This window comes from Aerococcus sp. UMB1112A (assembly GCF_030230715.1).
Classification (GTDB): Bacteria; Bacillota; Bacilli; order Lactobacillales; family Aerococcaceae; genus Aerococcus.
The window spans coordinates 42127-55578 of record NZ_JASPDS010000007.1 but is presented as its reverse complement, the minus strand read 5'-3'; the positions used below and the strand labels follow the sequence as shown (position 1 = coordinate 55578).

Sequence of the window (13452 nt, the reverse complement as noted above, 5' to 3'; positions counted from 1 at the left end):
ACGACAAATGGTTAGGCCCGGTTGCGAAGACTGGCTTGGGCGGCTGCTAATTGAGCAATGGGGAGACGGAAGGGCGAGCAGGAGATATAGTCGAGTCCAATCGCATCAAAGAAGGCGATGGAAGCGGGATCTCCTGCGACTTCGCCACATACCCCAATCGGAATATCAGCTTTAGCGGACCGGGCTTTTTGACAAGCAAGCTTGATCAAGGCTCCCACGCCTTCCAGGTCGAGACTTTGGAAGGGATCCTTGGCTAGGGTGCCATCTGCCAGGTATTGGTGGATAAACTTGCCAGCATCGTCCCTGGAATAGCCAAAAGTCATTTGGGTCAGGTCATTAGTCCCAAAGCTCATAAAGTCGGCATTCATGGCAATTTGGTCAGCCGTTAGACAAGCCCTTGGAATCTCTATCATTGTACCAATTTTATAAGATAAAGTCATCTGATGTTCAGCTAGATAGCGGTCTGCTGTTTCCTCTAGTCTTTGTTTTAAAAACTGTAATTCTTTGCCTAGGCTAACCAGGGGAATCATGATTTCCACTTTTAAGTCCTGGCCACCGGCTTCTTGGCTGGCCAGAGCACCAGCTAGGATGGCGTGAACTTGCATTTCATAAAGTTCGGGATAGGTCATGGCGAGCCGGCAGCCCCGGTGACCCAGCATCGGGTTAACTTCCTTCAATTGTTGGATCCGGTCCTTGAGTGCTTCTTCAGAGAGTTCAAGCGACTGCGCCAGGCTTTGGATTTCTTGTTCATTCTGGGGCAGGAATTCATGGAGGGGTGGGTCCAGTAAGCGGATGACCGTTTTTTGCCCTTGGCTGAGGTCAAAGATAGCTTTGAAGTCTGCTTCTTGGTAGCCGGCAATTCTCTCTAGTGCCGCATGGCGGTCGTCGTTGTTAGAAGAGAGGATAAAGCGGCGAATTTCTAAGAGGCGTTCAGCCTGGAAGAACATGTGCTCAGTGCGCACGAGACCGATCCCTTGTGCCTTGAAGGCCAAGCCTGTCTGGATGTCTTGGGGATTTTCAGCATTCATGCGAACGGCTAGGCGGCTCTCTTCACGGGCCCAGGTCATTAAGGCTTCGAAGTCAGCTCCGGCCTTGCTGGGGCTGCTTGGAACTTGGCCCAGGTAGACCTTGCCTGTATTGCCGTCGACGGATATGCTATCACCTTCGTGGAGCAAACGGTCGCCGCAGTGGAGAAGGCCTTGACCTTCATCAACGTTTAAGTCGTGGCAGCCGGTCACGCAGCACTTGCCCATGCCGCGAGCGACAACCGCTGCGTGGGAGGTCATGCCACCATGGCAAGTGAGGATAGCTTGGGCAGCCGTCATGCCCTCAATATCTTCGGGCGAGGTTTCTTGACGGACGAGGATACAAGCTTTGCCAGCTTCGGCCCAGGCCTTGGCCTTGTCTGCCGTGAATACAATCGCCCCACTGGCTGCTCCTGGGCTGGCTGCTAGTCCAGCTTCTGATAGGAGTTCTGCCTGGCTTAAGTTTTCTTCTGTAAAGCTAGGGTGGAGCAATTGGTCAAGGCTCTTGGCGTCAACTTGTTGGAGGGCTTGGGCCTTGGTGATGAGTCCTTCCTTGACCATATCTACCGCAATTTTAACCGCAGCCTTGGCGGTCCGCTTTCCATCCCGGGTTTGGAGGAAGTAGAGCTTGCCTTCCTCGATCGTAAATTCGATATCTTGCATATTATGGTAATGGGCTTCGAGTTTATTCGCTAAGCTTTCAATTTCTTGGTAGATCTGAGGGGCTTCTTGGTTGATTTCATCGAGGGCTTGAGGGGTTCGGATACCGGCTACCACGTCTTCTCCCTGGGCATTGACTAGGAATTCGCCAAAAAGGGCCTTTTCCCCTGTTGCAGGATGGCGGGTGAAGAGAACGCCCGTGCCTGAATGAGGTCCTAGGTTACCAAAGACCATCTCTTGGATGTTGACGGCTGTGCCCAGGTCATCTGGAATATCGTGAAGCTGGCGGTAGACGCGGGCTCGCTTATTGTTCCAAGATTTAAAGACAGCTTCGACAGCATCATAGATTTGTTGGTGGACATCTTGGGGGAAGGGAAAGTTCAATTCTTCTTGGTAGATGGCTTTGAAGTCTTCCACTAAATCTTTTAGAGCCTGGCTACTGAGCTCGTAATCGGCAGTGACCTTTTCTTTGCGGCGGGCCTGGCTAAGTCGGTCTTCAAATAATTGACTGTCCAAGCCGTAGACCACATCGGCATACATCTGTAAGAGCCGTCGGTAGCAGTCATAGGCGAAGTGGGGGTTATCCGTCATTTGGGCTAAAGCCTCCACATTCTCGTCGTTTAAGCCCACATTCAGGATGGTATCCATCATCCCTGGCATGGAGATTTTGGCCCCACTGCGGACAGAAACCAGTAAGAGTTGGTCTTTTTGGTTAAATTGTTTGTGGGTTTGTGCTTCCAAATCTTGGATGGCTTTTTGAATATCCGTTTTAAGGTCAGTACTCAGACCCTGCTTAGGGTCTTTGAGATAGGCGAGACAAGCTTGGGTCGTGATGGTAAAACCTTGGGGAACAGGGAGTCCCAAACGACAGAGTTCGGCCAAGTTAGCTCCCTTGCCGCCCAGTAAATCGCGCAATCTAGCATGACCTTCTGTGAAAGCATAAACATTTTGTGACATAATAGCCTCCTTTGACTGCTAAGTGATACGTCACAAATATTATATAATGCGTCATATACAATTGCAAGCGTTTCTTTTGATTGTGAATAGCTACTTAGGGAGCGGAATAGCTTTTAAAATGCAAATCTATGAAGGATAAATTCTTTTTTTCACAAATGTTTTATGTGATATTAGAGCTTATATATTATATGTGATGCATTATAGATGAAAATATATCCTCGAAGAAAAAACAGGAAAGCAGTCAGTTTAACTGTTTTCCTGTTCTTTCTATTTTTCAGCTAAGGAGAGGCGCATTTGCAGGTGGGGGATGCCGGCTTCCTCAAAGTAGTCCCCTTCCCCTTGGTAACCACATAGCTGGTAGAAGTTCTCGCGGCCGGCTTGGGCATGGAGGATGAGTTCTTTAAAGCCTTGTTCTTGGCTATAAGCTTGGCATTCAGCCATCAGTTCTCGCCCAATCCCATGGTCTCTCTGGGCCTTCAAGACAGCGACGCGTTGGACCTTGGCCGTCTCTTCGGAGAGGGGGAGGAGTCGGGCGCAGGCTAAGGGCTCACCAGCTCGATAGGCCACCAGGTGTCTGGCTAGCTTTTCCTTATCATCGATTTCCAGTGCGGGGTTGATCCCTTGTTCACCGATAAAAACGGCTTTGCGGATTGCCAGGGCATCCTGGTAAGTTTGGGAGTTGAGGTCTTGGGTCCATTTAAATTTCATGCGCATCATTCCTTTTTTTGCTTAATTCTAGCACTAAAGCTTTGGGTAAAGCTAATAAAATATCTAGCGACTAATATTTTACTTGCTTGGAAGTTATGATAGAATGAGGGGATGTAAAAAACAGTTAGCGTTAAATATAAAGGATGAAGAAGATGAATCTTAAAGAAGAAGTTCAAAAACGGCGCACTTTTGCCATTATTTCCCACCCGGATGCGGGGAAAACAACGATTACTGAGCAGCTCTTACTATTCTCTGGGGCCATCCGTCAAGCTGGGACCGTCAAAGGGAAAAAGACTGGTCAATATGCCAAGTCTGACTGGATGGATATTGAGAAGAAACGGGGAATTTCCGTTACTTCTTCCGTTATGGAGGTCGATTATGATGGTCACCAGGTCAATATTGTAGATACCCCTGGGCACGAGGATTTCTCTGAAGATACTTACCGGACGTTGATGGCTGTGGATGCGGCTGTCATGGTGATCGACTCAGCTAAGGGGATCGAACCCCAGACTAAAAAACTTTTCCAAGTTTGTGCCATGCGGGGCATTCCTATCTTTACTTTTATGAATAAGTTGGACCGTGATGGCCGTGAGCCCATGGACTTGGTGGCCGAACTGGAGGATATCTTAGGGATTGATGCCTATCCAATGAACTGGCCAATCGGCATGGGCAAGAGCCTGGAAGGCATTTATGATATCTATAATCAACGGATCGAGCTCAACCATCCAGAAGCGGAGGATCCTTTCCTCGCCTTGGATGAATCCGGCGATCTCGCCCAAAGTCATCCGATCCAGTCTTCTATCTTCTACGAAGAAGCCTTGGAGAATGTCCAATTGCTCCAGGAAGCTGGCAATGACTTTGATAAGGAAGCCATCCTTAAGGGGAAGCTGACTCCTGTCTTCTTTGGCTCTGCCCTGACCGGTTTTGGCGTCCAAACCTTCCTGGATAGCTTTGTTGACTTCGCGCCAGCGCCGGCTCCAGTGGAGACTCAGGATGGCGAAATGGTCAGTCCCTTAGATCCAGAGATGTCTGGTTTTATCTTCAAAATCCAAGCTAATATGGATCCCCGGCACCGTGACCGAATTGCCTTTGTACGGATTTGTTCGGGGAGTTTCGAAGAGGGGATGACCGTCAAATTGGCCCGCAATGATAAGAAGCTGAAACTCAATAATACGACTCGCTTTATGGCCGACAGCCGGGAGAACGCGAGCGAAGCGGTTGCAGGAGACATTATCGGTCTCTATGACACGGGGAATTTCCAGATCGGAGACTCTATTTATGCAGGCGGCCAGAAGGTTCAGTTCAAGCCCCTGCCCCAGTTTACGCCAGAGCTCTTTATGAAGGTGACACCTAAGAATGTGATGAAGCAAAAATCCTTCCACAAGGGGGTAGAGCAGCTGGTCCAAGAAGGGGCCATCCAGCTCTATAAGACTTGGTTTACTGAAGAATATATCCTGGGAGCAGTGGGTCACTTGCAGTTTGAAGTCTTCGAAGATCGTTTGAAAAATGAATACAATTCTGAAGTGATTATGTCTTCTATGGGCTCTAAGACCGCACGCTGGATTGACGAAGACGATCTCGACCCGAATATGTCATCGAGCCGAAACCTGCTCTGCAAGGACCGCTACGGCCAGCCTGTCTTCCTCTTTGAAAACAATTTCGCTGAGCGCTGGTTCCAAGATAAGTATCCGGATGTCGAATTGAAGAGCTTGCTTTAAGAAAAAATTTAACAATCAAAAAGTGCAGTCCCGAATTTTCAGGACTGCACTTTTATCTTTTGAACTTATTCAGTTTCTCCGTCATCACTCGCACTATCAGTACCTGATTCCGAGTCAGACGCATTATTTTCCTCCAGGTCACTGACGGTAATCTTCTTGTCACCATCGAGGTCAAAGCTGATTTCCTTCAGGCCTGGGTGCTTGAGGTAGGCATCCGCGATTTGGTCTTCAATATGTTCTTGGAGAACACGGCGGAGGGGCCGAGCACCGAGTTTAGGATTATAACCCAGTTCCACGAGTTCATCCTTGGCCTCTGGACTCACTTGGACCTGAATGCCTTGACCTTTGAGCAGGTGATTCATTTCTTTGATCATGAGGTCAATAATGACAATGAGCTCTTCTTTAGTCAATGGTTCAAATTCGACAATGGCGTCGAAGCGGTTAAGGAATTCCGGCTTGAAGTAGTCGTCCAGCTTGTCGAGAACCGTCTTGGTCTTACCTTGCTGGCTGGCGGCGAAACCGACGCTGGATTCGACACCGGCTGATCCCGCATTAGAAGTCATAATGATGATGGTGTCTTTAAAGGAAACCACCCGACCTTGGGAATCAGTCAGTCGGCCGTCATCCATGATCTGCAAGAAAAGGTTGAGGACATCGGGGTGGGCCTTTTCAAGCTCGTCGAGAAGGATCAGGGAGTAAGGGCGGCGCCGGACTTGTTCGGTTAAGCGACCAGCTTCTTCGTAGCCCACATAGCCAGGTGGTGAACCAATCAGCTTGCTGACACTATGTTTCTCCATGTATTCACTCATATCAAAGCGTACCATGGCATCCTTGCTGCCGAAGAGTTCGCGGGCGAGTTGACGGGCAAGTTCTGTCTTACCCACACCAGTCGGTCCTACGAAGAGGAAGCTACCGATCGGACGCTCACCAGCAGTCAAGCCAACCCGGTTGCGTCGGATAGCCCGACTGACAGCTTCAATCGCTTCATCTTGGCCGATGACACGGGACTGTAAGTTTTCCTCTAAGTTGATGAGCTGGTTTTGTTCTTGCTCTTGGAGGTCAGAGACAGGGATGCCGGTTTTTTCTTCCACAATGGATTGAATGTCTTCGACTTCCACCCGGGGGCGTTTTTCAGGGACATCCACATGGTTGTCGCGCATTTCTTGGTATTTGGCTAATTGGTCCCGGTAGTAGGCCGCTTTTTCATAGTCTTCGGCTTCGGTTGCCATCTGCTTCAGGTCATTCAATTGCGTAATTTGCTTGTCGAGCGATTCCAAGTCCACAAAAGGAATGGTAAGATTCTTACGCGACCCAGATTCATCTAAGAGGTCGATGGCCTTGTCCGGGAGCTGACGGTCAGTGATGTAGCGGTCAGATAGGCGGACAGTGGCTTCAATGGCCCCTGGGCTGTAGATAACATTGTGGTACTTCTCATACTTATCCGTAATGCCCTGGATAATTTCAAGGGTTTCTTCCACGCTTGGTTCTTCCACATAAACGGGTTGGAGGCGACGGGCGAGGGCCCCATCTTTTTCGATTTGGCGGAATTCATTGAGGGTGGTAGCCCCAACTAATTGGAGCTCACCCCGAGCTAGGGCTGGCTTGAGGATATTGCCTGCGTCCATGGAGCCTTCAGCACTACCGGCACCGACAATTTCATGAATTTCATCAATGAAAAGGATAATGTCATCATTGGCACTGACTTCTTGGATTAATTGTTGCATTTTTTCCTCGAATTGCCCGCGCACGCCGGTTCCTTGGACCAAGGAGGCCACATCTAAGGAAATCACTTCCTTATTTTGAAGTTTTTCAGGAACTTCTTTCGCTACAATTTTTTGGGCGAGGCCTTCAACCACCGCCGTTTTCCCAACACCGGCTTCTCCGATTAGGACAGGATTGTTTTTGTTCCGACGGTTGAGGATTTCAATCACTCGGCGAATTTCATTGTCGCGTCCAATAATGGGATCGAAGTGGTTATTCTGAGCTAGGTCCGTCATATTCGTGCCATAAGTTGATAGCAGGCTCTGTTCATTATTTGAACTTTGCCCTTGACCAGCGGTGAAGTTAGCAAAAGGATTCTCTCCCTGTTTAGAAGAGGCTTGGAAGCCTGCCGGGTTCTGGCGGAGGCTTCTAAAAATACTATCAAGGTCATTCCAGGGGAGGTCTTGGTTTGGCTTATTTTGTTTATAGTTTTCTTGGGAGCCGCCATCATTGATGACTTCGCGATAACAATGTTGGCAGAGGTTGATGGCTTGGCGCTTGCCGTTAACATTGGCATACATATGGATCGCGGCTTGGCGCTTGCCACAGCGTTGACAAATCATAGGGTCACTCCTTTATCTTTACAAATACTTGGTCAAGTACCTAGTCAAAATATCTTGACCAATACTGACTATACCCATATTATACATTGACCTTTACTGACTTTCAAGTCTTAAGCCTTAAATTTATCCCGTTAAGTGTACAAATTATCTGAAAAAAATAAAGATGTGAATCTGCTAAAAAATTTAAGCAAAGACTTGCATAAAAAAACTGATAGCGGTATCATATGATTAAGTAATCTTTACCACAGGGCCTTGTTTCAAGTGCGCAAACGTGGTAAATTATTATTTAGGAGTATGTTCATCTCTCTTGAGTTTGAGTATTCTGCTACGAAGTGAAGTCAATAATATAGATTAAGGAGATATTTATTATGCAAAAAGAAACTTTCAATATTACTGCTGAAACTGGTATCCACGCACGTCCAGCTACTTTATTAGTTCAAACTGCTAGCAAGTTTGAATCTGAAATCAACTTGGAATATAAAGGTAAATCTGTTAACCTTAAATCCATCATGGGCGTTATGTCTTTAGGTGTTGGTAAAGGCGCAGATGTTGAAATTACTGCTGAAGGTAGCGACGAAGAAGAAGCTATCGCAGCCATTAAAGAAACGATGTCAAACGAAGGTTTGTCTGAATAATAAAAAACTTTCATTAACCGGTGCTCGCACCGGTTATTTTTTTGCTCCTTTATAAAAATTGAGAGTGTGACAAAAGTCATTTAGGCCTGGATTACTTCACGACCGATGTCAGGTCTGACTTTTGGAACAGTTTTTGAAAAAAAGCTCCTTTTTTTAAGAGGCTGGGGCTTTTGTCCCGAGCTCTTCGACTTCACAAACACTATCCATTCAATTATCAACTTTTATCGCAAGACCTTTTTTCTTAATTTCTAATAATTTAGGGATTTTTTCATGCATTGTTCGAGAAGTCTCTAGGAGACTATGCTAGAATAAAGTAAGACGCTAGAGGAATGGATAGCTCTGGCTAAGAAATTTAGAATAATTGTTCACAGAAGCAAGGATTTAGTGTACAATTTTAGCTAAGTTACTTTATATTTAATAGGGTAATTTGGGATATAGTGAAAGGAGTTTTCTTATGAAAACATCACAGTTAAAAGCGATTCTTAACCGTTTAGAAGCGATGACGGCAGATGATTCTGAGATTGAGGTAAGACGTTTCGAATTTGAAGGTCAGGAACGCTGCCAAGTTCGTTATGATCGTGAAACTGAGAGCTTTGAATTGCATGACCATACAATTAATGAAAGCTTCCAATTTGACGATATTGACTTAGTTGCCATTGAAATCTTTGAATTGTTGCAATAGAACGAAATCCGATTATCGGCAGTTAACTGCTGAAACGCTGGGTCGTGTTTGGCACGGCTCTTTTTTTGAAGCGGATAAGGAAGGGTGAAGAGCGGTAGTGAATGCATTGAACTTGGATAAGCTGGCAGATAGACTAGCTGAAGCAGATGAAATTGTGGACTTGAATTGGCCGGGAGCTCTGGAAGTTAAGCAAATTAGCTATGATTCCAGAGAGGTTGAGCCGGGCTGCTTGTTCTTTTGTAAGGGGGCACATTTTGATCCGAAATTTCTTGACCAGGCTAAGGCCAAGGGAGCGGTCGCTTATATAGCGGAAGATCATTATCCCCAAGTTGACCTTCCTTACTGCCAGGTGCACGATGTCCGGCGGGCGATGCCCTTAGTGGCTGACGCTTTCTATGGGGCTCCCTACCGGGCCTTTGACTTGATTGGGATTACGGGAACCAAGGGCAAGACGACGACCACAGCCTATCTCCATGCCATCCTCGATGCCTACCAGGAGGACCAGGGCAAGCCAGCAACAGCCTTCCTCTCCTCTAATCGTTTCGATGATGGGGTTGATCGGGGCGCTTCCCAGCTAACGACGCCGGAATCCTTGCCCTTGTTTAAGCACTTCGACCATGCCCGTCAGAGCCAGCGCGATTTCATGACCATGGAAGTATCCAGCCAGGCCTTGAAGTATCGTCGGGTGGATCAAGTTGTATTTGATGTGGCAGCCTTTTTAAATATTTCAAGGGACCATATCAGCCCTAATGAACACCCTAATTTTGAGGATTATTTTGAAAGTAAGCTTAAAATTTTTGACCGGGCCAAGTGTGCCGTTCTCGCTAAAGATAGCGACCACTATGACCGTATTCTAGACCGTGCCCAAAGGAGTCCTGAAGTCGAAGAAATTATTACAGTAAGTCTCAATGATGCGAGCGCTGATTATTATGCGACAGATATCCAGGCGCAAACGGATGGCCAGCGTTTTACCCTCCACGATCCGGAAGGCCAGGAAGAAATGACCATGAGCATGCAGGGAATCTTCAATGTAGAAAATGCCCTGGTCGCTATCGCCATTGCCCGTCATTACGGTGTTCCTTATGCCTTGATTAACCAAGCCTTGGCTCAAATTAAAGCACCAGGACGCATGGAGGTCTTTCAGTCAGCTGATGGCCAGCTGAAGGCTATCGTGGACTTTGCCCACAATCTCTTGAGTTTTGAGCAGCTCTTTCACGCCGCTAAGCAGATGTTTCCTGACCACCGCTACCGGATTGTCTTTGGGGCACCGGGTAATCGCGGGATTGGTCGGCGCGAAGACTTGCCCCAGGTTGCTGCCCAGGAGGCGGACGCCATTTACTTGACCATGGATGATCCGGATACCGAGTCTGTTGAAGCGATCTGCCAAACTCTCCACCAACATGTCTTAGAGGCTGGTGGCCAAGCAGAGATTATACTGGACCGACCTCAAGCCATCCACCAAGCTTTTGTGGATGCAGCGGCTGACCAAGCGCCAAATGTAGTTCTTTTAGCCGGCAAAGGCGATGAATGTTTTATGAAGATTAATGGTAATAAAGAAGACTATTTAGGGGATGTGCACTATGCCCAGGCTGAACTGAAAGCCTATGATAAAGCGCAGTCAGCTTCTAAGTAAGAGAAAGAGGAGGTCCGAAAGATGGATAAACTATATATTGGATTACTAGGTTTAGGGACAGTAGGGGGAGGAACGGCAGAAATTATCCTCCAACACCAGGAGAAGATGCAAGCTATCCTCGGTAAGGAAGTTGTTGTGAAGGCGGCCTTGGTGAAGTCTGTGGATGAAGTCACTGGGCCTTTAGCTGAACAAATTCCTTTAACAGAATCGCTGGATGATATCCTAAATGACCCTGAAATTGCGATTGTAGCTGAATTGATGGGGGGGATAGATTTCCCTAAACACTGTATTGAAGCGGCCCTTAATGCCGGCAAGCATGTGGTGACAGCGAATAAAGACTTGATCGCTGTCCATGGTGCAAGTCTCAGTCACTTAGCCCAAGAAAAAGGTCTCGACCTTTATTACGAAGCGGCTGTTGCTGGGGGTATTCCTATTCTCCGTGCCCTATCTAATTCGCTTGTGGCTGATGAATTGGTCCAGGTGCGGGGCATCCTCAATGGAACCACGAATTATATCCTCAGCCGGATGACCCAAGAGGGGGCAGACTATGCAAGGGTCTTAAAGGATGCCCAAGAACTTGGCTTCGCAGAAGCTGATCCAACCGCTGATGTTGAAGGTCTGGATGCAGCCCGTAAGGTAGTTATTCTGACTAAGATGGCTTTTGGAGCTGAAATTAGCTTAGATGACCTTCCCATTCAAGGGATTAGTCAAATTAAACAAGCTGATATTCAAGTGGCTAAGCAGCTCGGTTATACCATCAAATTATTAGGTTCGACTTCTTGCCAGGATGGCCAGATTTATGCTGAAGTGGCTCCTACCCTTGTTCCTAATAGCCACCCCCTTGCTACGGTTAATGCAGAAATGAATGCTGTTTATACGGTTGGCCAAGCTAGTGGGGAATTGATGTTCTATGGTGCGGGGGCTGGCGCCCTACCAACTGGCTCTGCAGTTGTGGCTGACATTATTGCGATTGGCCGCAACATGAATGAAAGCACAGTTGGCGCACCTTTCGCCCGCTTTAACCGAGCAAGCACTTGGTCAAAAGCCAAGGATGTGACGGGACGGGCCTTCTTCCGCTTTAAATTGGTCAACCAAACTGGCTCTTTTGCCCGTTTGACGGAACTTTTTGCCAAGGCGAATATCAGCCTAGCCCATGTCCTCCAACTGCCTAGCGAAAGTGAAGAAGCTGAAGTAGTTGTGGTGACAGATTTGATGACTATGGAAGAGAAGGCCTATTTGCTTGAACTCGTTGAGGAAGCTGACCAGATGGCATGCGCTGCTTCTTATAATGTCTTAGACTAGGGGAGGCAGATGATGACGCGTTTACTTGTACCTGCGACGTCAGCTAATCTGGGCCCTGGCTTTGATTCAATTGGTGTAGCGGTTAGCCTCTACTTAACCATGGATGTATTAGAGCCGGCTGATGCTTGGTGGATTGACCATGACTTGGGCGATGATATTCCTCACGGTGAGGACAACCTAATCATCCAAACCATCCAAAAATTGGCGCCAGAAGTGCCTGCCCATAAATTAGCCATGCATTCCGACATTCCTTCAGCACGAGGCTTAGGTTCAAGTTCTAGTGCCATTATTGCAGGCATTGAACTGGCCGACCGTTTGGGACAAAAAGGCTGGTCAGAAGAAGAGAAGATTAATATGGCCAATGCTATTGAGGGACACCCGGATAATGTGGCGCCCGCTCTTGCAGGGGGCTTAGTGATAGGGGTGGCCTTGGAAGCCGACCGGGTCTTATGGACCAAGCATACCTTCCCCCACATTGCCTTCGTGGTGACCATTCCTAATAAGCAGCTCCTAACTAGTCAGGCAAGGGCTGTCCTCCCCAAACAATTGGACTTCGCCCAAGCCGTGAGAGCTAATGGTATTGGCAATGTCCTAGCCAGTAAGCTAGCTATCGGTGAATTGGAAGAAGCTGGCCATCTTATGGAGATGGACCTCTTGCATGAGACTTACCGTAGCCCCTTGGTTCCTGAACTTAAGCAAGTGCGCCAAGCCTTAGACGGACAGCCTGGTCTTTATGGTACTTACTTAAGTGGTGCCGGTCCAACGATCATGACCCTGGCCCATAAGGAGAATGCCGAAGACTTAGCTGACATACTCAGCCATGACATCCAAGATGCTCAAATTCGTGTACTGGACCTCGACGAAGAGGGGGCACGATGGCTAGATTAAATGAAAAAAGGCAGCCCACAGAAAATTTGCGGGCTGCCTTTTTAATCGCCTATTAAGTTTTACTTTAGGTATTTAGCGGCAGCTTGGTCGAGGATGAAGTGGGCATTGGGGTGGTTTTGGAGGATGCTGGCTGGCACCTCTTCGGTCACCGGCCCTTCTAATGCCGCTTGGACGATTTTGGCTTTTTCTTCACCGAAGGCCATGAGGATAACCTTGTCCGCCTTCATAATGCTCGCAATCCCCATGCTCAAAGCCTGGGTGGGGACCTCGTCAATGCTATCGAAGAAGCGTTGGTTAGCTTCGATGGTCGATTGGGTGAGATCAACTAGGCGGGTTAAACTATCGAAAGGTGAACCTGGTTCATTAAAGCCAATGTGGCCATTGTGGCCAATGCCTAGGATTTGGACCTGGATGGGGTTTTGGTCAATAATAGCTTCATAGGCCTTAACTTCTGCTTGAGGGTCATCCGTACTACCGTCAGGAAGGTAGGAAGATCGGAATGGCTTGGCAGCAAAAAGTTCTTTTTGCATGAAATAATGGTAGGACTGGGGATGGTCAGCCGGCAGACCGTAGTATTCATCCAGGTTAATTGAAGTGGCCCGGCTGAAATCAAGATCAGATTCTCTGAGTAACTGGTAGAGTTTTTCTGGCGTTGAGCCGGTTGCTAAGCCAAAGACGGTCTGCGGATTAGTGCTGAGCTCTTCCTTAAAAAGCTCAAATACGGCTTGTGAGGCAGTCTCTTTGTCGGCATATACTTGGTAGGGCATGTCTAAGTCCTTCTTTCTATTTTAAGCTTTAGGACTATTTTACCATGAATGCCGGTGAAAAAACTTTCATTCTGTAATTAAAGAAAAATTAGCGGGTGAAAGAGCCTTGAATTTCTAGGGGGACAGAGTAAAATAAAGGTCAGTAATAAGCTC

The 13452-nt window shown here is 47.6% G+C and carries 10 protein-coding genes; 6 read left to right on the top strand and 4 right to left on the bottom strand.

The window, feature by feature from the left end; all coding sequences use genetic code 11:
- Positions 1 to 11: 11 nt before the first annotated feature.
- On the bottom strand, positions 12 to 2642 hold the full coding sequence (gene ppdK, locus QP860_RS05515) for a pyruvate, phosphate dikinase (protein ID WP_284912323.1): 2631 nt from the start codon (positions 2640 to 2642) through the stop codon (positions 12 to 14).
- A gap of 267 nt (positions 2643 to 2909) precedes the next feature.
- Entirely contained in the window at positions 2910 to 3350 is a 441-nt protein-coding gene (locus QP860_RS05510; RefSeq protein WP_284912322.1) for a GNAT family N-acetyltransferase, read from the bottom strand.
- Between the two features lie 143 nt (positions 3351 to 3493).
- Here QP860_RS05510 and QP860_RS05505 point away from each other — a divergent pair, with 143 nt between their 5' ends.
- Positions 3494 to 5068, top strand: a complete 1575-nt coding sequence (locus tag QP860_RS05505; RefSeq protein ID WP_070616761.1) for a peptide chain release factor 3 — start codon at positions 3494 to 3496, stop codon at positions 5066 to 5068.
- A gap of 65 nt (positions 5069 to 5133) precedes the next feature.
- Here the strand turns inward: QP860_RS05505 and QP860_RS05500 are convergent, their stop codons facing one another.
- Positions 5134 to 7392: an ATP-dependent Clp protease ATP-binding subunit gene (locus QP860_RS05500; protein ID WP_284912321.1), complete on the bottom strand. Its 2259-nt coding sequence runs from the start codon at positions 7390 to 7392 to the stop codon at positions 5134 to 5136.
- A gap of 368 nt (positions 7393 to 7760) precedes the next feature.
- On the opposite strand from QP860_RS05500, the gene QP860_RS05495 reads away from it, so the two are divergent.
- The 5 genes from QP860_RS05495 to thrB all read left to right on the top strand — a co-directional run bounded on the left by QP860_RS05495 (position 7761) and on the right by thrB (position 12532).
- The gene (locus tag QP860_RS05495; RefSeq protein WP_067975590.1) at positions 7761 to 8027 is read left to right on the top strand and encodes a phosphocarrier protein HPr; all 267 of its coding nucleotides are present in this window, start codon (positions 7761 to 7763) and stop codon (positions 8025 to 8027) included.
- A gap of 454 nt (positions 8028 to 8481) precedes the next feature.
- Entirely contained in the window at positions 8482 to 8709 is a 228-nt protein-coding gene (locus QP860_RS05490) for a YkuJ family protein (RefSeq protein ID WP_067975593.1), read from the top strand.
- A 97-nt stretch (positions 8710 to 8806) separates the two neighbouring features.
- Positions 8807 to 10342, top strand: a complete 1536-nt coding sequence (locus QP860_RS05485; protein ID WP_070616765.1) for a Mur ligase family protein — start codon at positions 8807 to 8809, stop codon at positions 10340 to 10342.
- A gap of 21 nt (positions 10343 to 10363) precedes the next feature.
- The gene (locus QP860_RS05480; protein ID WP_070616768.1) at positions 10364 to 11644 is read left to right on the top strand and encodes a homoserine dehydrogenase; all 1281 of its coding nucleotides are present in this window, start codon (positions 10364 to 10366) and stop codon (positions 11642 to 11644) included.
- 12 nt (positions 11645 to 11656) lie between these two features.
- Positions 11657 to 12532, top strand: a complete 876-nt coding sequence (thrB, locus tag QP860_RS05475; protein WP_284912320.1) for a homoserine kinase — start codon at positions 11657 to 11659, stop codon at positions 12530 to 12532.
- Between the two features lie 59 nt (positions 12533 to 12591).
- On the opposite strand, the gene QP860_RS05470 is transcribed toward thrB, so the two are convergent.
- Positions 12592 to 13299: a glucosamine-6-phosphate deaminase gene (locus QP860_RS05470; protein WP_284912319.1), complete on the bottom strand. Its 708-nt coding sequence runs from the start codon at positions 13297 to 13299 to the stop codon at positions 12592 to 12594.
- Positions 13300 to 13452: the final 153 nt, after the last annotated feature.

Coding starts and splice junctions, on each gene's coding strand:
- ppdK (WP_284912323.1), bottom strand. CDS start 2,642: ATGTCACAAAATGTTTATGCTTTCACAGAAGGTCATGCTAGATTGCGC.
- QP860_RS05510 (WP_284912322.1), bottom strand. CDS start 3,350: ATGAAATTTAAATGGACCCAAGACCTCAACTCCCAAACTTACCAGGAT.
- QP860_RS05505 (WP_070616761.1), top strand. CDS start 3,494: ATGAAGAAGATGAATCTTAAAGAAGAAGTTCAAAAACGGCGCACTTTT.
- QP860_RS05500 (WP_284912321.1), bottom strand. CDS start 7,392: ATGATTTGTCAACGCTGTGGCAAGCGCCAAGCCGCGATCCATATGTAT.
- QP860_RS05495 (WP_067975590.1), top strand. CDS start 7,761: ATGCAAAAAGAAACTTTCAATATTACTGCTGAAACTGGTATCCACGCA.
- QP860_RS05490 (WP_067975593.1), top strand. CDS start 8,482: ATGAAAACATCACAGTTAAAAGCGATTCTTAACCGTTTAGAAGCGATG.
- QP860_RS05480 (WP_070616768.1), top strand. CDS start 10,364: ATGGATAAACTATATATTGGATTACTAGGTTTAGGGACAGTAGGGGGA.
- thrB (WP_284912320.1), top strand. CDS start 11,657: ATGACGCGTTTACTTGTACCTGCGACGTCAGCTAATCTGGGCCCTGGC.
- QP860_RS05470 (WP_284912319.1), bottom strand. CDS start 13,299: ATGCCCTACCAAGTATATGCCGACAAAGAGACTGCCTCACAAGCCGTA.